A 23,943-nucleotide genomic window follows, 5' to 3' on the forward strand; every position below is an offset into this window, starting at 1 on the left:
CGCCCGTGCGTTGGTCGATCTGGTGGGTCAACCGTCGACTGTCGGTCACGTTCGGTGCGGGTGTCAGGGGTCCCCGCCCGGTGGGTGGGTACGGTGGTTGCGTGACAGGCGCGCGGGCAGTGGGCGCCGGGCCGATGGCCCGGTGGGTGCTGCTGGCCTGCACGCTGTTCGGGCTCGCGGCGATGCACACCCTCGGACACGCCGGGATGCGCATGGGCACCCACCATGGCCACGGGCCGGCCGGTGCGGTGGCCGTGGCTGGCGGGATGGACGTGCCGGCGGAGGTGGCGGCCGCGGTGACTGCCGTGACCGATGAGTGTCCAGGCTGCGCGCACGTGAGCGGTCCGCAGGGCCCGGGGCGCGATGGCATGCCCGGTTGGAGTGTCTGCCTGGCGGTGCTCACCGGTCTGGCGGTGCTCGTGCTGTTGATCGCGCGGTGGTGGGCGAGGCCGCGTCCGGTCGGTTCGCAGATCCGCAACGTCAGCGCGCTGTCGCGGGTATCGCGGGGCCCGCCGCGGCCGGTGGGTCTGAGTCTCGCTCGGTTGTCGGTGCTGCGCACATAGAACCTCCGCTGCGCCGCTGCTGCCCGTACGGCATTGCGCGTACGGCAGGGCGTGCGCCGAGGTTCTTCTCGCACGTTCACCGATACCGAAAGGCTTCTTGTTGTGTTGACACGTTCTGTTGTGCTGCGCCGTGCCGGACTGGCCGGCGTGGCGGTGACCGCTGCGGTGCTGCTGTCGGCCTGCGGCGGCGATGACTCCACGGGCTCCGGGATGGGCCACGGCTCCGGCATGGGCACCAGCGCGCCGGCGGCCTCGGCGAGCGCGGGCGCGGTATTCAACGACGCGGACGTGATGTTCGCTCACATGATGGTCGTCCACCACCGGCAGGCGATCGAGATGGCGTCGCTGGCCGATACCCGGGCCGCCAGCAGCGACGTCAAGGCGCTCGCCACGAAGATCAAGCAGGCGCAGCAGCCTGAGATCGACACCATGAACGGGTGGCTGACCGCCTGGGGCAGGCCGGCCCCGATGGCCAGCGCGAGTGGCATGGACATGGGCATGGGCCACGGCCCGATGCCCGGCGTCATGTCCGACGCGGACATGACCCAACTGGCGAAGGCCAAGGGCGCCGAGTTCGACAAGCAGTTCCTTACCATGATGATCAGCCACCATCAGGGTGCGATCACCATGGCCCAGCAGGAGACGGCGCAGGGCAGCAACCCGGATGCCAAGACTCTGGCGGCGAAGATCATCGGGGATCAGCAGGCCGAGATCACCCAGATGCAGGAGCTGCTGACGAAGGTCTAGACGGTCCGCGGGGGGGGGGGGCGCCCGGGGGGGGGGGGGGGCCCCCGGGGGGGGGGGGCCCCGCGGGGGGGGGGGGGGGGTGGGGCCCCCGGCCCCCCCACACCCCCAGCGCCCCGCGCCGCCCTGACTACCCCCCCCCCGCGCGCCCCCCCCCCCCGCCCCCCCCCCCCCCCCGCCGCGGTCGCCGGTTTCTCAGTGGGCGTGGTGGTACTGGTGCACCACGGCGTGCCCCTTGCCCCGGCTGATCATCCACCGGTTGACGGGCGTGGTCAGCAGGAACGCCACGACCAGCGACCCGGCCAGGGACGCCCAAAACAGCACGCTGGTCAGCCCGGCGTTCATCGCCCCGGGCACCGCGACGATGAACGCGTTGTCCAGCAGCTCCATGATCGCAATCGACACGGTGTCGGCGGCCAGGGCCACCTTCAGCGCGGTGCGGACGTTGACACCGGCTGGCAACACGCCGCGCATGGTCAGCCCGTAGCCGAACACGAAGGCCAGGGCGATCGACAGCACCACGGTGGCGGCGTTGTGCAGCCCGGCCGTGGTGCCGATGACCATGCCCAGGACCTCACCGATGGCGCACCCGGTCAGGCAATGCAGCGTCGCCGACGCCGCGACCGCCCAGCTCTCCACCACCCGCATCTGCTGCCGGTCGGCGTCCGGGCTGTGCTGGTTGTGGCCCTCGTGCCCATGCCCGGCGTGGCCGGCCGAGCCCGGTGCCGCAGTCGCCGTGGGGCTCTGAACGTGGCTGCTGTGATCCATGTCCGACCTCCTTCAGTCGCCCACACCGTACCCCCCGGGGGTATGCATGCCAAGGGTTGAGGGGCAGCGTGCCCCCCGCGCTGCCTGTCGCACTGACCCGCCGCGACGACGACGGACCCGCAGGCGGCCGATCCTGCCGGTGTGGCTGAGCGGAACCGTCACGACCGGGTGGCCGGCGTCTGGAGTTGGGTGCGCTTGTCCCGGATGTGCCGCAGGCTTGATCGAGGGCGGCGGTGGGGACGCGGCGGGGCCGCAGCCCTCGTCGGCAGTCAGGCCTTCAGTCATCGGGAGTGCGTCTTATCTGTCGACGGCGCGGCCACGTGGTACGACTGCTTCAAGAACAAGCCGACGAAGCAGGCGGGCCGGTGACGACGAACAGAGTGGCCAATCTGCTGCGTGGGCGGGAGAGTCCGCAACGGCCGACCTTCCTGGAACTGTTCTTCGATCTCGTGTACGTCTTCGCGCTCACCCGGATCGTGCACGAGTTGGTGCTGGACTACACCAGGGGTCACGTCGCCGAGACGTTGACCACTACCCTTTCGGAAAACGGCGAGACTCTGCTGCTGCTATTGGCCGTCTGGTGGATCTGGACCCAGACGGCGTGGATGACCAGCAGATTCGACCCGTTCCGGCCGGAGATCCAGTTCCTTGTCCTCGCGACGATGTTCGGGAGTCTGCTCCTGGCGGTCGCGATATCCGGGGCTCTCGCCGAGACCGGAATTCTCTTCGCGAGCACGTACGTCGCGATCCAGGTGGGCCGCACCCTTTTCTTCGTAGTTACCTTGCGGGGCCACGATCTGCGCCGCGTCAACATGCTGGCGCTCGTCTGGTTCGGCGCGTCGGCCGTGCCGTGGCTCATCGGAGCCTTCGAACCCGAGTTGACGCGCAATTCGTTGTGGGCGCTGGCCCTGGCGATCGACTACCTGGGGGGCAGACTCGGCTGGCCGGTACCGGGGCTGGGCCGCTCGCGGGTGTCCCCGTGGGCCGTCGCCGGCGAGCACCTGGCCGAACGCTACTGGCAGCTCGTCATCGTCGCGCTTGGTGAGACGATCCTGACCTCCGGCTCGAGTCTTCTACGTGGTCCGATTGTGCATGAACGAATATTGGCTCTTACCTTGTCGTTCCTCACCACGGTGTTGCTGTGGCGGATCTACTTCTACCGAGCCGGCCAGATCTTGGGCGGGGCCGTCGTGGCATCCGGCGACCCAGGCCGACTCGGTCGGTCGGCCGAGCTCTGTCACCTGCTCATGGTGTCCGGCATCCTCGTGACCTCAGCCGGTTCCGAACTCGTCTTGCTGGATCCAACCGGACACGCCAAACCCGCCTGGGTCGGCGCCATCCTCGGCGGGCCCGCGCTCTACCTCGCCGGGCGTTCACTATTCGAGTACGTGGCCTTCGCCCGCGTGTCCCTTCCGCGGCCGATCGGGATCCTCGCCCTCGTGGCCCTAGCGCCGCTGATGGTCCGTTTGCCGCCACTCAGGGTCGCTGTGGCAGCTGCCGCCGTCCTGCTCGGCGTCGCCGTCGCGGACGCGATCCGAGCCCACGGACGCCCACTGGAGCAGGCCTCGCCGCCACGCTGACCGGGCAGGCCGGGATGCCGATGCTGGTCGGCACCTTCTCAGGTCGGCGAGGGTGGCGACGCGGCGGTCAGTGCCGGCGGACAGCGGGCCGCTGCCGGGGCGAGTGCGGTGACGGCGATCGTGAAAGCCCTGCTGCCGGTGTCCTGCCAGAGGTGCGGGGAGAACGGAGGGAGCGGTCTGGCCGTCACCGCGCCCAGCCCCTGGTCATGGGATGACAATTGCCGGATGGACCAGGTGCTCAACCTGCTGGTGTCGCTGCCACCCGCCCTGGTGCTCGTCTTGGCGTTCCTCCTCCCGGCGCTGGAGGCGTCGACCTTCCTTGGCCTGGTGGTGCCGGGGGAGGTGGCCGTGCTGGTCGGCGGAGTCCTCGCCCACGACGGGAGGCTGCCGCTGTGGGCGGTGGTGGTTGTGGCGCTGGCCGGGGCGGCCCTCGGCGACCAGGTGGGTTATCTGATTGGCCGCCGTTACGGCCGGCGGCTGCTGGACCGAACGCCGCGCCGGTTCGTTCGGTCTGGTGAGCTGCGTCGTGCGCTCGACCTGATCCGTCGGCGGGGCGCCGGCGCAGTGGTGCTCGGCCGTTGGGCGGCCGCGCTGCGGGCGCTGGTGCCGGGTCTGGCGGGCATGAGCGGCATACCGCAGCGCACGTTCACACTGGCCAACGTTGCCGGCGGGGCGCTGTGGGCAGCGGCGGTGGCCGCGCTGGGTTACCTGGCTGGCGCCTCGTACGGACTGCTGGAGCGGCGACTTGGCCTGGGCGGGGAGGTGCTGCTCGCGGTTGTGGCGCTGGTGATCGCAGCACGGATCTGGGCTGGCCGGCGGGCTGCGCGCCGCGAGCGAGCCGTGCAGGAACCGACGAGGCCCAGTGACGGCCGACATCCTGGCGCTCCCGGGGAACCTCGACGCCGCCGACGTCTGCGCGGCTGAACTACTCGCCGCCGGCGGACTCGCAGCGGAGCAACGGTGGGACTTCCGTCGGGAGGGCGTCGATAACAGACGCGTTCAGGCCGTCCACATCAAGCGTTCGCAGCGGTGGCACAGCATCGACCGCGGGGTGCTCGTCAACCCCGGGTCAGTTCCAGGGATCGGCGTTCGGATCCTCGCCGAGCAGCTGCGCGCTCTCCAGGCACAGGTTCTCGCCGAACAGTTGGTTGCCGCGGGAGTCGGTGCCCCATGCGTCGTCGGCGGAGGCAGCGATGGCGCGCCATGTGTAGCTGTCAGCCGACCTGGCCGGCCTGGTAGTGCCCGGACCCTGACCTGGCCTTCGCGTCACCGACCTGTCCTTCGCGCCAGCGGCGATCAGCGGACCCGGGACGGATCGGTCGTCCGGGTACGCAGCCACGCGTCGAAGTCGCGGGCCACGATGCGTTCGTCGGTGACACCGTCGGCGGCCGGCGAGCACAGCCAGCGGATCGGCGCGGCCATGACGGCGGGATCAAGCATCTGCTCGCGAACCGCCTGGGGCATCCCGTCCGGGATCATGCCGGTACGGGTGGCCCCGCCGGGCAGGAGTACGTTGACCCATACCGAGTGCTCGCGCAGATCGGCGGCCATGATGCGGGACAGCGCCTCGGACCCCGCTCGTGACGGGCCGTAGGGCACGAAACCTCTACGGATCATGGTCTCCTCGTTGAGCGAGATGTTCACGATGCGTCCGCCGCCGGCGGTGAAGAAGGTCGGTACGACCGCGCGGGCGACCAGGAAGTAGCCGGTGAGGTTCGTGTCGATCACGTCCCGGAAACCGTCGGGCGTGACCTCCCAGAAGCCCCGAGATTCGGTGAAAAACTCCGGGTTCACGGTTCGCATGCCGATCCCCGCGTTGTTGACCAGCACATCGAGTCCGCCCAGGAGGTCGACCGTCCGGCGGACACCGTCGGCCACCGAGCGCTCATCCCGGACGTCCATGGCGACGCCACCGACCCGCCCGCGCTCGGCGTCGATCTGCTCGGCGACCTGGGCGGTGCGGCCCTCATCGCGGCTGGTGATGACCACCCGCGCGCCGCCGTCGGCCAGCGCCTCGGCCATCGAGCGGCCAAGGCCGTTGGTCGCCCCCGTGACCAGGACCCGTACCCCGGAAAGGGACTCGTCGGTTCTCACGTCACGCACGGTCATGAACCAATCATTCCTCATTCGTGCGCGTGCCGTGCGGAGCAGGCTGACCGGCCCGGGCTGCTGGACGCGGCCGTTCCGTCCCGCGTTTGGCGGCCGGAGGCGCGGGAACACCTCGCCGATCGGGCCCAGGCGACCCGCCACGTCTGTCGTCCGGCAGCGCTGGTGATGCCGGCGAGACCCGAGAGGAGCGAGGATGAGCCCACGCAGGACAACCGTCCCGGCACGCAGATCACCCGGAGCCACCAAGGCCACCGGGGCGACGAAGATGCCGCCGAGCCGGAAGGTGGCGGCCAAGAAGGTCGCCGCTGCCACGAAGCGGGCCACCGGCGCGAGCGCAGCCAAGACGCCCGGCGAGAAGCCCACGCCGACCACGCCCCGCGTCGCCCGGAAGAAGGACGTTTCCGCCACCACGGCCTCGCCCAGCCGCAGGCCGACGGCGAAGGCGGCCGCCGCCAAGAACGCACCACCAAAGAAGGCGCCCTCAGCGAGGGCCGCGGCGAAGAAGGCGCCGGCGAAGAAGGCCGCGCCGACCCGGGCCCGCACCACGTCCGCCACCAGGGCACCGGCCAAGAAGGCGACCACCATGGAGTCGTTCGGCAACCGGCGTACGGCGCGAAAGACCTGAACTTCGACGCCTACCCGATGTGTCGCACCGGCTCGATGACCGTCGGGGAGGCGTCGCCGCAGGCGTGCGCCTCACCATCCGGCCTTGCCCGCCCACGCCGTTCGGGAACCCCCCCCGGTCCGCACGCGTACCGCCGGGTCAACGACCGGCGTCACGGGCACGGTCTCCTCGCAGAATGCCCTGGCCAGTGGAAACTCCGCGCGTGTTGCAAACGCCCCTGCGGGGTTCGCCCCTTATGAAAGAGTTTGCTCTGAAGGTTGCCGATTATCGACGGCACCCGCACGAGCAGATCAAGTGACAGGGGCGGACATGAGGTGGCTGATCGGTGGTGCGGCCGCGATTGCCGGGGGGATGGTTGTCCGGCGCCTGCTCGGTGGGGCTGGCCGGGGCAATGACCAGTGGCAACGGGTTCAGGCCCGGCGGCGCGGGGCGCGGTGGCACGTGGCGACGGTGAACCGACCGGCGGGTGACGTCGCCCCGGGCGGCCAGTTCCCCGAGCCGCTGGCCGGGCTTGGCGACGCCGTCGAGGTCCAGGTCCGGCCTGCCCCCGGCGGCCGGGGGACCGAGATCGCCGTACGGCTGCGCGACGGCGCCCGACTCCCTGTTGCCGCCGCGGCCCGACGGGTCACCGGCCGGGATCCTGAACAGGCGATCCGGGCTGCGCTGCGCGAGTCGAAGCAACTGATCGAAACCAGTGAGGTCCTGCACCCGGACTATCCGCCCACGACCGAGCCGACTCCGATGAACAAGCCACTGCGAATGGCCACCCAGCAGGGTCGGCGGGAGGGACGACAGTGAAGGCGCTGGTCTGGGAGGGAGCCAACGAGCTCGCGGTGCGGCAGGTGCCGGACCCGCAGATGCGTAACGAGCAGGACGTCATTGTGCGGGTCCGGCGGACTGTGACGTGTGGTTCGGACCTGCACCTGCTCGGCGGGTACATCCCGTTCATGGAACGCGGCGATGTCCTCGGGCACGAGTTCCTCGGCGAGGTCGTCGAGGTCGGTTCGCAGGTACGCAAGCACAAGGTAGGCGACCGGGTCGTCGTCTGCTCGTTCATCTCCTGCGGCAAGTGCTGGTACTGCCAGCAACAACAGTTCTCGCTGTGCGACAACGGAAACACCAACCCGATGATCACCGAGAACGTCTGGGGCGCCGCGCCCGGAGGCTGTTACGGCTACTCGCACGCACTGGGGGGCTTCGCCGGCAGCCACGCCGAGTTCATCCGCGTCCCCTACGCCGACCAGGGCGCCTTCACCGTCCCGGACGAGGTGAGCGACGAGCGCGCGCTCTTCGCTTCCGACTCCGCGCCGACCGGTTGGATGGGCGCCGACCTCGCCGGCGTCAAACCGGGCGATGTCGTGGCGGTCTGGGGTGCTGGTGCGGTCGGGCAGATGGCGGCCCGGGCGTCCGTGCTGCTCGGTGCCGATCGGGTGATCGTGATCGACCGACTCGACAACCGGCTCCAGATGGCCCAGACACATCTCGGCGTCGAGACGCTGAACTACGAGCAGCAGGACGTCAGCGGCGAATTGCTGGAGCGCAGTGGCGGCCGAGGCCCGGACGTGTGCATCGAGGCAGTGGGTATGGAGTCGCACAGCAGCGGTCCGCAGTTCTGGTACGACCAGGTCAAGCAGCAGCTGCGCATCGAGTCCGACCGACCGATCGCCGCCCGGGAGGCGATCTACAACTGCCGCAAGGGCGGCAGCGTGTTCATCCTGGGTGTGTTCGGCGGCCTGGTCGACAAGTTTCCGCTCGGGGCGGTGATGAACAAGGGGCTGACGCTGCGCGGCGCACAGCAGCACGGACAGCGCTACATTCCCATGCTGCTGGAGCGGATGGCCCGCGGCGAGCTGGTCACGGAGCATCTCGCGACACACACGATGCCGTTGGACCAAGCGCCGCGCGGCTACGAGATGTTCAAACAGAAACTCGACGGATGCGTACGGGCCGTCTTCCAGCCGACCAGCTGATTCCGCCGTCGCCGGTGCCCCTCGCACCGTAGCGCGACCTCACTTACTGGATGGCCCTCAGCGCCGTCGCGGCAGCTCCCGTGCCGCTGACGTGGTGGTGGAGCCAGGCCGTCGAGGGGAGCGCCCCCGACCACGTCGCGGCAGCTCCCGTGCCGCTGACGTGGTGGTGGAGCCAGGCCGTCGAGGGGAGCGCCCCCGACCACTCGTCGTCGTGTGAAAGGCCCGCCACTGCCTCTGTTCGGAGTCAGGACGTGACGTGTCGGATCCGGTCCCCGGTCCAGGCCGCTTCGAGGATCGCGGTCAGGCTGGCGGTGTCGGTCGGGCCTGGATGGTTCTGGATCAGGCGGGTGACGCCACTGGCCATCTCCGCGAAGCGCGGGAGGTCGGCGCGTGCCACGCCGATGTCCGCCAGGGTGGCAGGGATGCCGATGTCGGCAAGGAGCCCGTCGAGCCAGGTGAGGAACACCTCTGCGGCCTCGGTATCCGAGGCGTCGGTCACGTCGAGCCCGCACACACCGGCGAGGATGGCCAACCGGTCGCTGATGGCCTCCCTGGCCGCGTCCAGCGCGTAGGGCAGCAGCAGCCCGACGCCCAGGCCGTGCGGCGTGTGCGTGGCTGCGCCGATGGGGTACTGGAGAGCGTGCGGGGCCGCGTTGCCCGCGTGCGAAAACGCCAGCCCGGCGAGCATGGACCCGTAGGACATGTCCGCCCGCGCGTCCGTGTCGCCTCCGTCCCTGACCGCACGACGCAAGCTACGGGCGATCCGCTCCGCGGCCAGGAGCGCGTAGTGGTCGGTGATGGGGTTGCGGCCGAGGAAGACCTGCTCCACCGGGTCGCGCGGTCCGTGGGCCCGCCCTCGCGCGGTGTAGCTCTCCACCGCGTGACAGAACGCGTCGATGCCGGAGTGGGCGGTGACGGTCGCAGGGCAGGTGTAGGTGAGTTCGGGGTCGACGATGGCGAAGTCGGGCACGATGTGGACGCTGGAAACCCCCACCTTCAGCTCGCGGTCCGGGTCGGTCAACACCGACACGGGTGTGAGCTCGGAGCCGGTGCCTGACGTCGTCGGGACCGCGACCAGTGGGATCGTCGGCCCCGGCACCTTCGACTCGCCGTAGAAGTCGCGCGGCGTCCCGCCGTGGCGCCGGATGACGCCGACGATCTTGGCGAGGTCGATCACCGTGCCACCCCCGATGGCGAGGATCACGTCGGCGTCCACCTCGGCGGCGACCGAGACGGCCAGGGCGACATCGGCGAGTGGCACGTCTGACGTCGCGTCGGAGAACACCCCGACGACCTCGACCCTCTCCCGTACGGCGGCCACGATCTCGGCCACGCCCGGCTGCCCCAGGAGAACCCGGTCGGTCACGATGAGCACTCGCGAGCCACTCTCGGCCACCACTCGTGGGATGTTCTGCGCGACCCCTTCGCCCACTATCAGCTGGCGTGGTCCGCGGACGGTCTCAAGCATGTCAGTGCCTCTCTCGAACGTCGGCGGCGATGTGCGGGGCGGAAGCTCGGGGCGGCAGGCCGGTCACGGTAGGTCGATCGCCGCGTAGGTGAGGTCGAGGTACTCGAGGATGCCCTCGTGCGACCCCTCCTTGCCGATCCCGGACTGCTTCACGCCTCCGAACGGAGCTGACGGGTCCGAGATCAGGCCACGGTTGATGCCGACCATTCCCGTGTCCAGCCCCTCGGCGAACCGGAGCGCCCGCTGGAGGTCACGGGTGAAGACGTATCCGACCAGGCCGTGCTCGGTGTCGTTGGCCTTCGCCAGCACCTCGTCGTCGGACGTGAACGAGATGATCGGCGCCACCGGGCCGAAGATCTCCGTCTTCAGCATCCGCGCGTCGTCGGGCACGTCGACGACGACGGTGGGCGGGTAGAAGTGGCCCGGCCCATCCGGACGCTCGCCGCCCACCACGATCCGGGCGCCGCGATCGACCGCGTCGGCGACGAGCTCGTCGATCCTGGTGACCGAGGCCTCGTCGATCAACGCCCCGACGTTCACGCCGTCGTCGAGACCATGGCCCACCGAAAGCGCGCCCATCCGCTCGGCGAAGCGCGCCGTGAACTCCTCGCGCACCGGCTCCTCGACGTAGATCCGGTTGGCCGCGATGCAGGACTCCCCGATGTTGCGCATCTTGGCGACCATGGCACCGTCGAGCGCGACGTCCAGGTCAGCGTCGGCACACACGATCAGGGCCGCGTTGCCGCCCAGTTCCATGGACGTACGCAGCACGTTGTCCGCAGCCTGTCGGAGCAGCACGCGCCCGACCTCGGTCGACCCGGTGAACGACAGCTTGCGGGTCCGACTGTCGGCCAGCAGTGCGGAGATGACCTCGCCGGAACGCTTGGTGGTCAGCACGTTGACAACGCCCGGGGGTACGCCGACCTCCTCCATGATGCGGGCCAGGAACAGCATGGTGAGTGGCGTCTGGGCTGCTGGCTTGGTGATCGTCGTGCAGCCCGCGGCCAGCGCGGGAGCGATCTTGCGGGCGCCCATGGCCAGCGGAAAGTTCCAGGGCGTCACGAAGACGCACGGTCCGACCGGCTTTGGCACGGTGAGGATGCGATACCCACCTGCGGGAGCGGTGCTGTAGCGCCCCTCGACGCGCACCGCCTCCTCGGCGAACCAACGGAAGAACTCGGCGCCGTAGGCCACCTCCGCCCGAGCCTCGACGAGCGGCTTGCCCATCTCGAGCGTTATCAGCCGGGCGACCTCCTCGGATCGCTCGATCAGCGCCCGGTACGTCGCGGTCAACAACTCCGACCGTTTCCGCGGCGGGGTCGCCGCCCACTCCGTCATTGCCGTGCTCGCCGCGTCCAGAGCGGCGAGCCCGTCAACGACGTCCGCGTCCGCCACCTCGGCGATGGCCTTGCCGGTGGCCGGGTCCTCGACGGCAAAGGTGGCTCCGCTCGCGGCGTCGCGCCAGGCGCCGCCGATCCGGAGCCGCCGGTGCTCGGGGGCCAGGACGTTCATCGGGTCACTCATTGCGTCGCCTCCTGTGATCCTCGTGGTGATGTCCGGCGTGCCCCAGCGAGTGCGCTGCGCGCGTGGACGGACGGGTCACCCGCCCTGGTCCGGGGCGAGGTTGCCGAGCGGGTCGAAGGTGGCCGTGGCCCCGTCTGCCGGCGCGGTTACCGCCCAGCCTCGGACAACGACAGCCCGGTGTCCGCGTCGAACAGGTGCGCACGGTCCAGGTCGACCGTGACGTGCAGCCGCTCGCCGGGCGTACCGGTGACGGTGGGTCGTGCCTTGACCTTGAGGATCTCCGTCCCCACTCGGACGTCGACCACCGTGCGGTCACCGAGCGGCTCAAGCCCGTAGAGCTCGCCGGACAACGACGCGTGCCCACGCTGTTCGACGGACAGGTCCTCCGCGCGCAGGCCCAGCAGCAGCGCCCGGCCGTCCTCAGCCGTGGTCCAGCGGGGCCGCGGCAGCGTCCAGCCGTCCGCACCGACCAGACGATCTCCCTCGGCGCGGCAGGCGAGCAGGCTGATCGGTGGGCTCCCCACGAATCCTGCGACCCACTGGTTGGCGGGACGCTCGTACACCTCGGTCGGCGTTCCGACCTGTTGCACCTTCCCCTCCTTGAGGACCGCTACCCGGTCGGCCATGGACAGGGCCTCGACCTGGTCGTTGGTCACGTAGACGAAGGTTGCTCCGAGGCTCCGGTGGATGCGGGTGAGCTCGGTGCGCATCTCGACGCGGAGCTTGAGGTCGAGGTTCGTCAGCGGCTCGTCCATCAGGAACGCGCGGGGGCGACGCACCAGCGCCCGGGCCAGGGCGACCCGCTGCATCTCACCGCCCGACAACTGCGCGGGTCGACGTTGCAGCAGACGTTCGATGTGCAGCAGGCTCGACATCTGCTCGACGGCCGCGGCGATCTCGCTCGCGGAACTACGGCGTGCCCGCAGCGGCGAGGCGATGTTCTCGTACACCGTGTGTCGCGGGTAGAGGGCGTAGTTCTGGAAGACCATGGCCAGGTCGCGTGCGGCCGGGGTGTCACCTGTCGCATCCCTCCCGTCCAGGTGCACCGACCCGGCGTCAAGCTTCTCCAGCCCGGCGATCGCTCGCAGGGTCGTCGTCTTGCCTGCCCCGGAGGGCCCGAGCACGACGAAGAACGAGCCGTCCGGCACGTCCAGCGTCACCCCGTCCAGGGCCTGGACCTTGCCGAAGGACTTGCGCAGCCCGTGCGCTGCCACGGTTCCCATCAGGCCACCAGCTCTTCCGTGCTCACGTCGTAGACCGCCGGGGTCCCGCCGGTGTGCCGCAGCCCGACCTTTGCGTCAGCGGCGAAACGAATAGTCGGTGGCATCCGAACCCGTACGTCGCGCTGGCCGCTGTGGTCGACCACGTAGATGATTTCGTCGCCCAGCCACTCCGCCGAGACCACCCGGGCCGGGATCGAGCCTTCCGCCAGTGGTTCGGTGACTTCCAGCGCCTCCGGCCGGACGCCCGCCACCAGGCGACGGTCACGCGGCAGGCCTGGCGGTGGCGGGAGAACCAGTCCGCCCTGACCGCGCAGCTTTCCGTCGGCCACCTCCACCTCAATCAGGTTCATCGGGGGAGAGCCGATGAATGCCGCGCAGAAGAGACTCGCGGGACGGTCGTAGACCTCCAGCGGCGTGCCGATCTGCTCGACGCGGCCCTTGTTGAGGATGGCGATTCGGTGACCGAGCGACATCGCCTCGACCTGGTCGTGGGTGACGTAGACCATCGTCGCCCCCAGCTCGCCCTGCAGGTGCTTGATCTCCGTGCGCATGTCCGCCCTCAGCTCGGCGTCCAGATTGGTGAGAGGTTCGTCCATGAGGAACGCGCGCGGTCGTCGTACCAGGGCACGAGCGAGCGCAACGCGCTGCTGCTCTCCGCCGGACAGCTGGCGCGGTCGTCGGTCCAGGAGTGGACCGAGCCGCATCAGCCGGGCGGCCTCCTCGACCCGCTTGTGCACCTCCGGCTTGGGCAGTCCCTCGGCCCGCAGTGGGAACGCCAGGTTGTCGCGGGTTTTCAGATGCGGGTAGAGAGCGTAGAACTGGAACACCATGGCGATGTCGCGCTCGGCGGGCGGCAGGTCGTTGACAAGCGTGTCGCCGATGCGGATGTCGCCCGTCGTCTGCCTCTCTAGGCCGGCTATGGCCCGCAGCGTGGTCGTCTTGCCGCAACCCGAAGGGCCGAGCATCACGAACAGCTCACCGTCGCGGATGGACAGGTCCACGTGGTCAACCGCGACCGTCCCGTCCGGGTAGCGCTTGTGCAGGGCGGTCACCTCGATGTCGGCCATCAGCGTCGCACCGCCCCGAGCGTCACACCGGCGATGAGGTGCTTGCGCACCAGGTAGGCGAAGACGAGCACCGGTAGGGCGAACACGACGGAGGCCGCGGCCACGAGACCCCAGTCCGTGGTGGTGCCACCGATGAGGCCGGCGATGGCGGGCGGAGCCGTCCGCACGTCGTCGCTGGAGGTGAGGAAGATGGCGAACACGAACTCGTTCCACGAGAAGATGAGTGCGAAGACCGCCGTCGCGGCGATGCCGGGCACGAGCAGGGGAAGGGTGAATTTCCAGAACGCCTGCAAACGGGTGTAGCCGTCGAGCATGGCGGCGTCCTCGTACTCCGCGGGCACCTCGTCGACGAATCCCTTCATCATCCAGATCGTGAACGGGACGTTGAACGCGGCGTAGATGAGGATCAGCCCGAGCTTGCTGTCGATGAGCCCGACCTGGCGGTACATCAGGAAGATCGGGATCACGACCACCACGGGCGGCATGAAGCGGGTGGACAGGATGAAGAACAGTTGGTCCTTCTTGGCCTTCACCGCGAAGCGTGAGTACGCCCAGGCCGCCGGAACCCCCAGCACGGTGGCCAGCACCGTGGACACCCCGGCGACCACGGCGGAGTTGAGAAACGCGACGGACAGGGCCGAGCGACCGCCGCCGGGAGCGACGAACACGTCCTTGAAATGATCCAACGTGACCGTGAAGCCGAAGAACTCGGCCGGGATGGCGTAGACGTCCCGGTTCTCCTTGATGGACGTCTCGATCATCCACAGCACCGGAAAGAGCATCACGACGGCCAGCACCACCAGCAGCGCCAACTCCACCCCGGAGCGGCCCCGGCCACCAAGGCGGCGCGCGGGGGGCGTGCGATCCCGGGCAGGACCTGTGGACACGGCCTCGTCGACGGAGACGGCCATCAGCCCTCCTTGAGCTTGTTCAAATAACGCAGGTACAACTGCGTGAGGACGATGACGACGAGGACCATGAGGATCCCGTACGCCGAGGCGGTCCCGGTGTTGAAGCCCAGGAACGCGACCTTGTAGACGTGGAACGACAACGTCTCGGTCGAGACACCCGGGCCTCCGTTGGTGAGGATGTAGACGAGGTCGAACAGCCGGAAGGCCTCGATGGCCCGGAACATCACGGCAATGAGAAGCAGCGGCCACACCAGCGGAAGAGTGATGGTGCGGAACCGGAACCACTCGGACGCCCGGTCGATCGAGGCGGCCTCGTACAGGTACTTGGGAACCGCGGTCAGGCCCGCAAGGGCGATGAGCATGATGAACGGCGTCCACTGCCAGGTGTCGACCACGACCAGCGAGATCAATGCCGTTCGCTGTCGGGTGAGCCACTCCACCTGCCCCAGGCCGAGCGAGCCGAGCATGCTGTTGATCACGCCGAATTGCGCGTCGAGCATGAATCGCCAGAACAGCCCGACCACGACCGGCGACAGCATCATCGGAACCAGGAACAGGGTGGTCAGCAGTCCTCGCCCGTGCGTACGACGCGAGATCAGGTAGGCGATGCCGAAGCCGAGCACGGTCTGCAGGCCGACCGCGCCGACCACGTAGATCAACGTCGTCAAGGCCCTCTGGTGGACCTGCGCCGACGTCAGGATGGCGGTGTAGTTCCCGAATCCGACGAACCCGGCGGGCCCCCCGCGGGTGGCCGAGTAGTCGGTGAACGACAGGTACAACGCCCACAGCAACGGGAACACCGACATGGCGAGCAACAGCAGCAGCGCGGGGGAGATGAAGGCCATGGCGAGCCCGCGGTCGGTCAGCCGGCGGGACCGACCCGGTGCAGGTGGCGCCGCGGACGCCACCTGCCCGGGGTTGTCGGTCGACAGGGGGACGGGGGCACTCACAGTCCGCCGCCGCCCTTGCGGCCGCTGGAGTCGAGCACGCCCTGCTGCTCCTTGGCGATGTCGTCGAGCGCATCCTTCGGCTTCTTCGCGCCGTTGAGAGCGGCGTTCACGTTGGTGTTCTCGATGTCGACGAGGCGCGCGTACTCGGGCACGTTCCACATGTCCCGCATCCGCGGAACCGAGTCGGTGTACACCTGGTTGAACGGCCCGGCATTGAGGAACTCGGGCGACTCCAGGGCATCCGTACGCGACGGCACGCCACCGGCCGCGGCCCACTTCTTCTGAATGTCAGGCCGCTCGAACCACTTCATGAAGTTCAGGGCCTCGGCCTGGTTCGCCTTGGCGGAGTAGGCCGACACGTGCATTCCCATACCGCCGAGGGGGACCAGGTTCGTCTTCTGGCTCGGCAGGGTGGCGAAGCCCAGCTTGTCGAGAATCTGCTCCCGCGTCTTGCCGAGCGTCGACTGCTTCGGATCGAGCAGGCCGCCGCTCGCGGCGATCCAGTTGAACGCGATGCACGCCTTGCCCTGGGCGACCGCCGCGTTCACCTCGTCGATGAACCAGTTGCCGGAGCCCTTGGCGGTCAGCGGCTTCATCTTGTTGACCAGGACGTCCATCGCCTCCTGGCCCGCCGCGTCGTTGAGGACGCCCTCGATCTTGCGGGTCTTGGCGTCCCAGAGGTTGCCGCCGTAGACCCCGTTGACCGTGTTGTAGGTGACGGCTGCGGCGTCGGAGCCGTTGGCCTGGTGGAAAGCCAGCCCGCTGACGCCGGGGTTGTCCGCCTGGCACTTCTCGGCAGCTGCGATCATCTGGTCCCAGGTCTGCGGCGGCTTGTCGCCGATCAGGTCCTTGCGGTAGATCATCGTCCAGGTGTCGCCGAGCAGCGGCAGTCCGTACAGGCTGGCGTTCTCGTCGCGCTTGCCGGTCTCCGCCTGGGGGAACTGGCCGTAGGCCGCCAGCAGGTACGGGTTGTAGGCCGTGACGTCGATGTTGTTCTTGACGAAGTCGGTGATGTCGAGGATGTTGCCGTTCGTTACGGCCTCGCCGATGTGTTGCGAGTCCAGGATCGCGATGTCGAAGTCGGTCTTGTGCGCGGCGAACTGGGTGAACATCGCGTCGTGCCAGTTCGCGTTCGGCACGGTGTTGACCTTGATGGTCGCGTTCGGCCGCTCTTTTGTGTACTCGGCGTTCGCGAAGGCTTCCAGCGCCTTGGCTGGGGGCCAGTCGAACCAGATGAAGCTGAGAGTCAGCGGGTCCTTGGTGAGCTCCGGGATGGTCGCCGGTGCCTTGGGGGCACTCGCCTTCCCGCCGTCGTCCTTGCCGTCGCCGCATGCCGTCACTGTCGTGGCGACCAGCAGCATGGCCGCCGCCGCCAGCTGCACCTTTCGGCCAGGAACGGATATTCGTCCTATTCGCCGTGGATTCCGCATCTTCTCGCCTGCTTTCTGGGTGGGGACTTCTAGAGCCTCGCTATGTGCTTCGCCGAGCAGTTGCTGGGTTGTTCGGGTGTGTTGCCGGGCTGTCGCGGGGGCCGACCCGGGGACCGGCGTCACGAGTACGCCGCGATGTACTGGGCCTTCACGCCGTCGAGCAGGCCCTCCAGGTGATCGACGTGCCATGGCGGGCGGTTCCGCGATGGTGGCGGATGAAGATCATCCGTCGCGTTTCCTATACGATCTGGTTGGGGGCGTCAGAATGCCGCAGCGTTGTGACTGGTGTCAACAGGTTCCCGAAGGCGCAAGAAAGGACCTCAGGTCACGATGGACGACGAAGCGATGATCGCGCGGGGCCGTAGGGCCATGCCGGGCGGAATGCCGCCGGGAAGATCTCGTGGCCGGCTTGCCGACGAGGTGTACGACACGCTGCTCGGACAGCTGATGTCGCTACGGATCGAGCCCGGCTCCCGCGTCACGATCGACGTCCTGGCGCGAGAGTTGGGGGTCTCGCAGACGCCGATCCGAGACGCCCTGAACCGCATGGAGGCCGAGGGTCTGGTCGTGCGTGTGCCCCACGCTGGCTACCGCATTCCTCCCCAGATCACCCGTCACCGATTCGAGGACATGCTCGAGGTTCGCCTGCTCCTCGAGCCGGCGGCGGCGCGCAGATCCGCCGAGCGGGCGTCCTCGGAGCAGGTGGCCGGTCTGCGACGAATGCTGGAGGAGATGGCGGAGCTGGAGGGGGGCAGCGGGCTGCTGGCCTATGGCGCCTTCGGGCTACGCGACGCCGCTTTTCACGATCTCGTCGCCCTGAGCGCGGAGAACCAGGTCATCCGTGAAACGCTCGCTCGCCTGCACAGCCACGTGCACCTCTTCCGGCTGCACCACGACACCCAGGTCACTCACCTGGCGATGGCCGAGCACGAGGACGTGGTGGCCGCGATCGCCGCGCGTGACCCCGACGCCGCCGCCTATGCGATGCGTCGGCACATCCTGCGGTCCGGCGAGCGTTTCCGACGATTGTTCGACGAGGTCAAGGACGTGGACGGAATGGCGCTGGAGGGTTGACGGGCGGGCTGGGCCGAGGAATGCTGACTCGATCGGATCGGATTGGATCCACCTCACCGCCACCGCCACCAGATGCGAGGAGAAGCAGGTGCCCAGAGCGCTGCTCCTGACCGGCGACGCCGCCGAGGAACTCGACACCATGTATCCCTACTACCGCGTGCAGGAGGGCGGCTGGGACGTCGACGTCTCGTCACGGACGATGCGTGACGTGCAACTGGTCATCCACGAGTTCGACCCCAACTCCGACGCCTACGTGGAGAAGAACGGCCGGAAGCTGCCGGTCGACGTGCCCTGGGCCGAGGTCGACGTCGAGCGCTATGACGCCCTCATCATCCCCGGTGGACGTGCCCCCGAGTGGATCCGGGTCGACGCCGACGTCAGGCGCATCACCGAGCACTTCTTCGCACGCAACCTCCCCATCGCGCTGGTGTGCCACGGCGCGCAGGTGCCAGCCGTGTACGGGCTGCTGAAGGGTCGGAAGACGGCGTGCTTCCCGCCCATCACCGGTGACATGGAGAACGCCGGCGCGACGGTCATCGACGCTCCCGACGTCGTGGACGGCAACCTCGTCTCCTGCCGGGGGTGGCCCGACATGCCGCAATTCGGCCGGGCGATGATGGAGCTCTTCTCGAAGTCCGTCAACTCCGCCTCGGCGTGAACACACCTGGTCTGTCCCGGTGACGGCACTTCGGACCGTCACAGTCGACGGTTCCCCCGTCCACGTCCTGGAGAGCGGCACCGGGCCCGCGGTGCTGATGCTGCACGGCTCCGGACCCGGCACGACCGGGTCCGGTGCCTGGGCGACGACGGCGCAGGCGCTGGGCACGTCCTGGCACCTGGTGGCTCCCGACCAGGCGGGGTTCGGCCGTACACCGGTCCCGGCGGGCTCCACGGGTGGGCTCCGGCTGTGGACGGAGCAGGCTGCGGGCCTGATGGATGCTCTCGGTATCGAGCACTACGCCGTGGTGGGTCACTCCATGGGCGGTGCCGTGGCGCTGGCGTTGGCGGCCGCGCGCCCCCAGCAGGTCACCCGTGTCGTGGCGGTCGCGACGATGGGCGCCCCCGGAGCGCCGCTGTCCGCCGAGCTCGACGCGGTCTGGGCCGCCCCCGCCGGCCCGCTCGGGGCCCGAGACATGCTGAGTCGCCTCGTCCTCGACCAAGCGCTCGTCACGGATGCGGCCGTCGATGCCCGTGCAGCTGCGATGCGAGCGGGGGCGGCCGCATTCGCGTCGTTGTTCCCCCCACCTCGGGCACGATGGGTCGACGATCTCACCCTCTCGGCGCAGACGCTGGCAGCGATCCGCGCGCCCGTGCTGCTCGTTCACGGCGCCGAGGACCGAGTCACCCCGCTCGCGACGGCAGCCCAGCCTCTGCTCGAACACCTGGCCGATGTCCGTCTGCACGTGCTCGGCCGATGCGGGCACGTGCCGGCGATCGAGCACCCGCACGAGTTCAGGCAACTGCTGTCGTGTTTCCTCCGCCGCGACCGAGGTCACTGATTGCTGCGGCAGGTCCGCAGCCCGTGCTCAAACAGATCGCAGTCGCGGAGGAACGCCGAGCCCCATGACTGTTCGCCCTGCGCATGGAACAGGGTGATGCAGCGTTCGTGGCAGCGCGCGGATTCGGCCAGTTGCCTGGTGGTCATAGCAGCCGGCGGCGGGTCAGGACCCGGAAGGCCAGGTAGCCCGGCGGTACCGGGAGCCAGAACGTCGCGAGGCGGTAGATCAGGGTGCCTGCGACGGCGGCGTCCAGCGGCAGCCCGTAGAGCAGCAGGCCGGAGACGAGCGCGGCCTCGGTGGCGCCGAGGCCGCCGGGGGTGGGCGCGGCGGACGAGACACCCTCACCGACGAGGCAGACCAGGATCACCGGGGGCAGGTGCGCGAGGGGGACCGGGCCGATGGCGAGCAGCGCGAGGTAGAGACAGAGGCCGTAGGTGAGGGTGAGCGCCATCGACGCGACGGCGAGCCGCCGCAGCCCGTGCTGGTGGCGCAGTTCGCGCAGCGCGGTCACGACCTGGCCGGCCGCCGCGCGTCCGCGGCGCCGGATCCGGGGTACGGCGAGCACGGCGGCGAGGACGAGCAGGACAGCCAGGGTGCCCAGCAGCAGCGGCAACGCCCTGGCCGCGTCGTGGGTGAGGATGCGGGCGGGTTGGCGGGCGAACGGCAGCAGCACCGGCAGGAGCAGCACCACCGAGAACACGCCGGCGGTACGGGAGACGGCCACGGCGGTGCCCGCGGCGGCGGCGACGAGTCCCTTCTGGTGCAGGTACCGCAGGCTGAGGGCGGCGCCGCCGAGGCTGCCGGGTGCCAGCCGGTTGGCGAACGACGCGGCGACCTGCACCAGGGTGGCCTCGCCCAGCGGGACCCGGTTGGCCGCGGCCAACCGGAGCACGAGGCCGCTGAGCAGGTAGGTCAGGGCGGAGCCGAGCAGCGTCGCTGCGACCGCGACCGGGTTGGCGTGCACGATCAGACGCATGGCGGTGCGTATCTCGCCGAGCTGGGGGAGTAGCAGGTGCACAATCAACCCCAGGACCAGCAGCTCCAGGACCGCGCGGCGGCTGATCCGGACCACCTTCGCCGCCGGGCGGTCACGGTCGGGGCAGCGCCGCAGGATCTCCTGGCGTAGGCAGGTCAGCATGCCGGGGTGGCCGCGCAGGGCGGCACGGCCGGCGCGCGAGAGCACCGGAGGTTGCAGGAACGGCACGCTGTCCGCGACCGCCGCGACACCCAGGCGGTCGATCGCCCCGGCGACCACGCTGGCCGGGTCGACCCGCGTGGACACAGTGACCATCAGCTCGACGACGTCGCGGGCCTGCTGCTCGGCCGAGGCGTCGTCGGTGCCGAAGCCCAGGTCAACCAGGTAGGCGCGGTCCCGGCCGACGAGCACGTTCGCGGCGCGCAGGTCGCGGTGCGCGATGCCCGCCCGGTGCAGGTGGGCCAGCTGTTCCCAGGCGTCGCGCACGGCGGCGAGCGGGACCGGCCCGACGACGGCGTGCAGCGGGGCGGCGTCGATGAACTCCTGCACCAGTACGGCGTCGCCGCCGGGCATGGCGGCGGTCGTGACGACGGCCGGTATCCGGACGCCGGCGCGCTCGGCCAGCAGGGTCAGACACGTTTCGTGTTCGCTCTGCTGGCGGGCGCTCAGGTACGGCGGCGTGTCGGCCACGTGGCGGTAGCGCACCCGTCGGTAGAGCTTGTAGAACCAGTCCGCGTCGCGCTGCTCACCGCCGGTCACCTTGACGAACAGTCGCCGCCCGTCGGTGGTGACCGCCTGCCACGGCTGCGAGCCGCGGGCGTCGCCGTGGATCGGGGCCCACCGTGCCACGTCGATCCCGCGCCGCCGCAGCGCCGCCCGCAGAGGGGGCACCGACCGTTGCGGTCCAACCTCGCCGACCACGAGCCGGGTCAGACACACCGCGAGCCAGCCGACGAGGAAGCCACCGACCACGTCCACCGGCAGGTGCGCCCCGACGTGGATCCGCGCGACGGCGACCAGCCCGATCACCGCCCAGGCCGCGCGGCGCCATCGGGGCCCGCCGGCCCGCGCCGCGACGAGCGCCAGGGCCGTGGCGACCGCGACGTGTCCCGACGGGTACCCGAAGCGCCCGGTGATCGTCTCGCGCAGGACCACGTCGGCGAGCAGCGCCGCCGGGCGCTGCCGGGCGACCGCGGCCTTGACGGCGACCGCGAGCCAGTACGCCAGGTTCCCGGCCAGCAGGAGACTCCACGCCGTGCCGATCCGGCGTGCGACGACGGCTGCCGCGGCGGTGACGAACACCGCCGGGTACGAGCCGAGCTGCATGACCAGTACCAGGACCGGGGCCAGCCCGGCGGGAAGGTGATTGAGAAGGGCGAACAGGTCCCGCTCCCACGGCGGCACCGGACGGCTGCGGATGGCGGCGCTCAGCGCTGCCAGCAGGCCGGTCGAGACGGTCAGGCTGACCAGCAACACCGGCGACGGGCGATGCGTTCGCGCTCCCACCGGTCCTCGGCCGCCCCTCATCCGGCGCAGTGCCTCCGTCGACCCGAACCCTACGGATCGCCCGCCCACCGCGTGGCCTTTCTCGTCACCGGTCAACCCGTTGGGGGTGACAATCAGCGGGTGGACAGGGCGGTCGGCGGTGCTGGTCGGGCTGCCGCCGCTCCTCGTCCTGACGCTGGTGATCGTCCAGCCGGCCCTGGAGTCCTCGACCCTGCTCGGGTTGGTCGTGCTCGGCGAGACGGCGATCCTGATCGGCGGGCTGGTGGCACTGTCAGCGCCCGGTGGATTGACCTGCGGCGAGCAGCCGCTTGATCTCTGCGGCGGCCGGATGAGCCGGTGCGACGGCCAGAAAACGCCGCAGCGTCTGCTCCGCCTCGGCGGACCGGGAATCCGGCTCGCGGGCCAGGACCTCTCGGGCGGTTCGTTGCGCGCCGCTGCCGTCGCCGGCCCGCAGCAGCGCGAAGGCGAGCCGCAGCCGGATCCCATCGTCGGGCCGGTCCCGCAACGCCTCCTGGTACATCTCCCGGCCGTCTTCGGTGCCGCGGCGGCGAGCTACTCCGCGGCCTACGCGTACCTGGGACGTGTCCGCTGTCCGACCCGAGCGTCGTCCTGGTCAAGGCTGGACGATGCACATCCCGCCGGGGGCGGGCCGGTCCATTCCGGTCAGGGCGTCGGGCACCTCGGCGAGCCCGATGGTGCGGGTGATCAGCTCGGCGGGGCGCAGCACGCCGGCGGTGACCAGCCGGAGCAGTTCCGGGTAGGCGTGCGCGGCCATGCCGTGGCTGCCCCGCAGCTCCAGCTCGTACGCGATCACCAGGTCCATCGGCAGGGCCGGGCGGCCCTGGGCGGCGGGGAGGAGGCCGACCTGCACGTGCCGCCCGCGCCGCCGCAGGCTCTCGATCGAGGCGGTGCAGGTGGCGTGGCTGCCCAGGGCGTCGAGCGACAGGTGGGCGCCGCCGCCGGTCACCTCCCGGACGGCCGCGGCCACCGCGCCGGGCCCGGTGAGGGCAGAGCCGTCCAGACACACCGCGGCCCCGAAACGGCGGGCCAGATCGAGCGCGCCGGGGGCGACGTCGACCGCCACCACCTGCGCGCCGTAGGCCGCGGCGATCATCACCGCGGACAGCCCCACGCCGCCGCAGCCGTGCACTGCCACCCACTCGCCCGCGGCGACCCGCCCCTGGCCGACCACCGCGCGGAACGCCGTGGCGAACCGGCAGCCGAGCGCCGCCGCGGCCGGGTAGCCCAGCTCGTCGGGGAGCCGGACCAGGTTGACGTCGGCGTGCTGCACGGCCACGTACTCGGCGAACGAGCCCCAGTGGGTGAAGCCGGGCTGCGTCTGCCGCTCGCAGACCTGCTGGTCGCCGGAGAGGCAGGCCGGGCACTGCCCGCACGCGCAGACGAACGGCACGGTGACCCGGTCGCCGGGGTGCCAGCCGCGTACGCCGGCGCCGACCGCCGTGACCACGCCGGCGAACTCGTGGCCGGGCACGTGCGGCAGGCGGACGTCCGGGTCGTGCCCCTGCCAGCCGTGCCAGTCGCTGCGGCACAACCCGGTCGCCTCGACCCGGATGACGGCGCCCCCGGGCGGCGGCACCGGGTCCGGGACGTCGCGGACCTGGGGCCGGACACCGAACTCGTCGAAGATCACGGCACGCATGCGCCGCATCCTCACATGCGCCGGCCACCGCGCCCGACGGGGGGACCGAGCGGGAAATCGCGGGGATGGTGGCAGGGTGACGGCCGACGACCACCGGGGCGACATCATCGAGATCGGCGCGTGATGGCCATCGACACGGTCGCCGGCTGGATGGCGCGTGCCGTGCCCCGGGCCAGCGCCCGGGAATTTGGCTACCGCCCCCCGAGATGCACTGGTGCCTCGACTCGGCGGACTGGCCGAGCCTTCGCGGGCTGCACCCGAACATCTCGGAGGTGTCGGAGCTGCGGTCGCCGCGG

Annotated in this window: 23 protein-coding genes; 10 read left to right on the top strand and 13 right to left on the bottom strand. The window is 70.2% G+C overall.

Annotation, left to right across the window (positions count from 1 at the left end; translation table 11 throughout):
• Positions 1–101 precede the first annotated feature (101 nt).
• On the top strand, positions 102–563 hold the full coding sequence (locus tag ACFYPH_RS18935) for a DUF6153 family protein (RefSeq protein ID WP_355067931.1): 462 nt from the start codon (positions 102–104) through the stop codon (positions 561–563).
• Between the two features lie 102 nt (positions 564–665).
• The gene (locus ACFYPH_RS18940; RefSeq protein ID WP_387183293.1) at positions 666–1,310 is read left to right on the top strand and encodes a DUF305 domain-containing protein; all 645 of its coding nucleotides are present in this window, start codon (positions 666–668) and stop codon (positions 1,308–1,310) included.
• Positions 1,311–1,502: 192 nt separating this feature from the next.
• Here the strand turns inward: ACFYPH_RS18940 and ACFYPH_RS18945 are convergent, their stop codons facing one another.
• A complete protein-coding gene (locus ACFYPH_RS18945; protein WP_387183296.1) occupies positions 1,503–2,075 on the bottom strand; it encodes a DUF4396 domain-containing protein in 573 nt (190 codons plus the stop codon).
• Between the two features lie 365 nt (positions 2,076–2,440).
• Here ACFYPH_RS18945 and ACFYPH_RS18950 point away from each other — a divergent pair, with 365 nt between their 5' ends.
• A complete protein-coding gene (locus ACFYPH_RS18950; protein ID WP_387183299.1) occupies positions 2,441–3,655 on the top strand; it encodes a low temperature requirement protein A in 1,215 nt (404 codons plus the stop codon).
• A gap of 225 nt (positions 3,656–3,880) precedes the next feature.
• Positions 3,881–4,579, top strand: coding sequence for a DedA family protein (locus ACFYPH_RS18955; RefSeq protein WP_355067938.1), 699 nt, complete (start codon positions 3,881–3,883; stop codon positions 4,577–4,579).
• 145 nt (positions 4,580–4,724) lie between these two features.
• Here the strand turns inward: ACFYPH_RS18955 and ACFYPH_RS18960 are convergent, their stop codons facing one another.
• Together ACFYPH_RS18960 and ACFYPH_RS18965 are read right to left on the bottom strand one after the other, a co-directional pair.
• Entirely contained in the window at positions 4,725–4,925 is a 201-nt protein-coding gene (locus ACFYPH_RS18960) for a hypothetical protein (RefSeq protein ID WP_387183302.1), read from the bottom strand.
• A gap of 26 nt (positions 4,926–4,951) precedes the next feature.
• Positions 4,952–5,749, bottom strand: a complete 798-nt coding sequence (locus ACFYPH_RS18965) for an SDR family NAD(P)-dependent oxidoreductase (protein ID WP_387183305.1) — start codon at positions 5,747–5,749, stop codon at positions 4,952–4,954.
• A 208-nt stretch (positions 5,750–5,957) separates the two neighbouring features.
• Between ACFYPH_RS18965 and ACFYPH_RS18970 the strand changes: the two genes are divergently transcribed.
• The 3 genes from ACFYPH_RS18970 to ACFYPH_RS18980 all read left to right on the top strand — a co-directional run bounded on the left by ACFYPH_RS18970 (position 5,958) and on the right by ACFYPH_RS18980 (position 8,359).
• Entirely contained in the window at positions 5,958–6,389 is a 432-nt protein-coding gene (locus ACFYPH_RS18970) for a hypothetical protein (protein WP_354860277.1), read from the top strand.
• Positions 6,390–6,839: 450 nt separating this feature from the next.
• Complete coding sequence (locus ACFYPH_RS18975) at positions 6,840–7,187, top strand: hypothetical protein (protein ID WP_354860279.1); 348 nt, start codon at positions 6,840–6,842, stop codon at positions 7,185–7,187.
• Positions 7,184–8,359 (top strand): zinc-dependent alcohol dehydrogenase, encoded by a 1,176-nt coding sequence (locus tag ACFYPH_RS18980; protein WP_387183308.1) that lies wholly within the window; start codon positions 7,184–7,186, stop codon positions 8,357–8,359. The genes ACFYPH_RS18975 and ACFYPH_RS18980 overlap by 4 nt, the downstream gene beginning before the upstream one ends.
• A 244-nt stretch (positions 8,360–8,603) precedes the next feature.
• On the opposite strand, the gene ACFYPH_RS18985 is transcribed toward ACFYPH_RS18980, so the two are convergent.
• The 7 genes from ACFYPH_RS18985 to ACFYPH_RS19015 form a co-directional block, all read right to left on the bottom strand.
• Complete coding sequence (locus ACFYPH_RS18985; protein WP_387183311.1) at positions 8,604–9,827, bottom strand: iron-containing alcohol dehydrogenase; 1,224 nt, start codon at positions 9,825–9,827, stop codon at positions 8,604–8,606.
• 63 nt (positions 9,828–9,890) lie between these two features.
• The gene (locus ACFYPH_RS18990) at positions 9,891–11,351 is read right to left on the bottom strand and encodes an NAD-dependent succinate-semialdehyde dehydrogenase (protein WP_387183314.1); all 1,461 of its coding nucleotides are present in this window, start codon (positions 11,349–11,351) and stop codon (positions 9,891–9,893) included.
• Positions 11,352–11,497: 146 nt separating this feature from the next.
• Positions 11,498–12,574, bottom strand: a complete 1,077-nt coding sequence (locus ACFYPH_RS18995; protein WP_387183317.1) for an ABC transporter ATP-binding protein — start codon at positions 12,572–12,574, stop codon at positions 11,498–11,500.
• Entirely contained in the window at positions 12,574–13,641 is a 1,068-nt protein-coding gene (locus tag ACFYPH_RS19000; RefSeq protein ID WP_387183320.1) for an ABC transporter ATP-binding protein, read from the bottom strand. Before ACFYPH_RS19000 ends, ACFYPH_RS18995 begins: the two co-directional genes overlap by 1 nt.
• Positions 13,641–14,552, bottom strand: a complete 912-nt coding sequence (locus ACFYPH_RS19005) for a carbohydrate ABC transporter permease (protein WP_363937213.1) — start codon at positions 14,550–14,552, stop codon at positions 13,641–13,643. Before ACFYPH_RS19005 ends, ACFYPH_RS19000 begins: the two co-directional genes overlap by 1 nt.
• Positions 14,552–15,397, bottom strand: coding sequence for a sugar ABC transporter permease (locus tag ACFYPH_RS19010; protein ID WP_355138319.1), 846 nt, complete (start codon positions 15,395–15,397; stop codon positions 14,552–14,554). Before ACFYPH_RS19010 ends, ACFYPH_RS19005 begins: the two co-directional genes overlap by 1 nt.
• 101 nt (positions 15,398–15,498) lie before the next feature.
• Positions 15,499–16,884, bottom strand: a complete 1,386-nt coding sequence (locus ACFYPH_RS19015) for an extracellular solute-binding protein (protein WP_354860299.1) — start codon at positions 16,882–16,884, stop codon at positions 15,499–15,501.
• Between the two features lie 378 nt (positions 16,885–17,262).
• On the opposite strand from ACFYPH_RS19015, the gene ACFYPH_RS19020 reads away from it, so the two are divergent.
• The 3 genes from ACFYPH_RS19020 (at position 17,263) to ACFYPH_RS19030 (ending at position 19,505) form a co-directional block, all read left to right on the top strand.
• Positions 17,263–18,006, top strand: a complete 744-nt coding sequence (locus tag ACFYPH_RS19020) for a GntR family transcriptional regulator (protein WP_355067951.1) — start codon at positions 17,263–17,265, stop codon at positions 18,004–18,006.
• A gap of 88 nt (positions 18,007–18,094) precedes the next feature.
• Positions 18,095–18,664: a DJ-1/PfpI family protein gene (locus tag ACFYPH_RS19025; RefSeq protein WP_222952845.1), complete on the top strand. Its 570-nt coding sequence runs from the start codon at positions 18,095–18,097 to the stop codon at positions 18,662–18,664.
• A gap of 97 nt (positions 18,665–18,761) precedes the next feature.
• A complete protein-coding gene (locus ACFYPH_RS19030; RefSeq protein ID WP_363937227.1) occupies positions 18,762–19,505 on the top strand; it encodes an alpha/beta hydrolase in 744 nt (247 codons plus the stop codon).
• 142 nt (positions 19,506–19,647) lie between these two features.
• Here the strand turns inward: ACFYPH_RS19030 and ACFYPH_RS19035 are convergent, their stop codons facing one another.
• The 3 genes from ACFYPH_RS19035 to ACFYPH_RS19045 all read right to left on the bottom strand — a co-directional run bounded on the left by ACFYPH_RS19035 (position 19,648) and on the right by ACFYPH_RS19045 (position 23,647).
• The gene (locus tag ACFYPH_RS19035) at positions 19,648–21,957 is read right to left on the bottom strand and encodes a lysylphosphatidylglycerol synthase domain-containing protein (RefSeq protein WP_387183325.1); all 2,310 of its coding nucleotides are present in this window, start codon (positions 21,955–21,957) and stop codon (positions 19,648–19,650) included.
• A gap of 301 nt (positions 21,958–22,258) precedes the next feature.
• On the bottom strand, positions 22,259–22,507 hold the full coding sequence (locus tag ACFYPH_RS19040; RefSeq protein ID WP_354860307.1) for a hypothetical protein: 249 nt from the start codon (positions 22,505–22,507) through the stop codon (positions 22,259–22,261).
• A 93-nt stretch (positions 22,508–22,600) separates the two neighbouring features.
• Positions 22,601–23,647 (bottom strand): zinc-dependent alcohol dehydrogenase family protein, encoded by a 1,047-nt coding sequence (locus ACFYPH_RS19045; RefSeq protein ID WP_354860309.1) that lies wholly within the window; start codon positions 23,645–23,647, stop codon positions 22,601–22,603.
• Positions 23,648–23,943 lie beyond the last annotated feature (296 nt).

It is taken from the genome of Micromonospora sp. NPDC005252 (assembly GCF_042872475.1).
GTDB lineage: Bacteria > Actinomycetota > Actinomycetes > Mycobacteriales > Micromonosporaceae > Micromonospora.

Bases quoted from the DNA above. Each gene is read 5' to 3' on its own strand.
- ACFYPH_RS18945 (WP_387183296.1), bottom strand. From the start codon at position 2,075: ATGGATCACAGCAGCCACGTTCAGAGCCCCACGGCGACTGCGGCACCG.
- ACFYPH_RS18955 (WP_355067938.1), top strand. From the start codon at position 3,881: ATGGACCAGGTGCTCAACCTGCTGGTGTCGCTGCCACCCGCCCTGGTG.
- ACFYPH_RS18970 (WP_354860277.1), top strand. From the start codon at position 5,958: ATGAGCCCACGCAGGACAACCGTCCCGGCACGCAGATCACCCGGAGCC.
- ACFYPH_RS18985 (WP_387183311.1), bottom strand. From the start codon at position 9,827: ATGCTTGAGACCGTCCGCGGACCACGCCAGCTGATAGTGGGCGAAGGG.
- ACFYPH_RS18990 (WP_387183314.1), bottom strand. From the start codon at position 11,351: ATGAGTGACCCGATGAACGTCCTGGCCCCCGAGCACCGGCGGCTCCGG.
- ACFYPH_RS18995 (WP_387183317.1), bottom strand. From the start codon at position 12,574: ATGGGAACCGTGGCAGCGCACGGGCTGCGCAAGTCCTTCGGCAAGGTC.
- ACFYPH_RS19000 (WP_387183320.1), bottom strand. From the start codon at position 13,641: ATGGCCGACATCGAGGTGACCGCCCTGCACAAGCGCTACCCGGACGGG.
- ACFYPH_RS19005 (WP_363937213.1), bottom strand. From the start codon at position 14,552: ATGGCCGTCTCCGTCGACGAGGCCGTGTCCACAGGTCCTGCCCGGGAT.
- ACFYPH_RS19010 (WP_355138319.1), bottom strand. From the start codon at position 15,397: ATGGCCTTCATCTCCCCCGCGCTGCTGCTGTTGCTCGCCATGTCGGTG.
- ACFYPH_RS19020 (WP_355067951.1), top strand. From the start codon at position 17,263: ATGGACGACGAAGCGATGATCGCGCGGGGCCGTAGGGCCATGCCGGGC.
- ACFYPH_RS19030 (WP_363937227.1), top strand. From the start codon at position 18,762: ATGCTGCACGGCTCCGGACCCGGCACGACCGGGTCCGGTGCCTGGGCG.
- ACFYPH_RS19040 (WP_354860307.1), bottom strand. From the start codon at position 22,507: ATGTACCAGGAGGCGTTGCGGGACCGGCCCGACGATGGGATCCGGCTG.
- ACFYPH_RS19045 (WP_354860309.1), bottom strand. From the start codon at position 23,647: ATGCGTGCCGTGATCTTCGACGAGTTCGGTGTCCGGCCCCAGGTCCGC.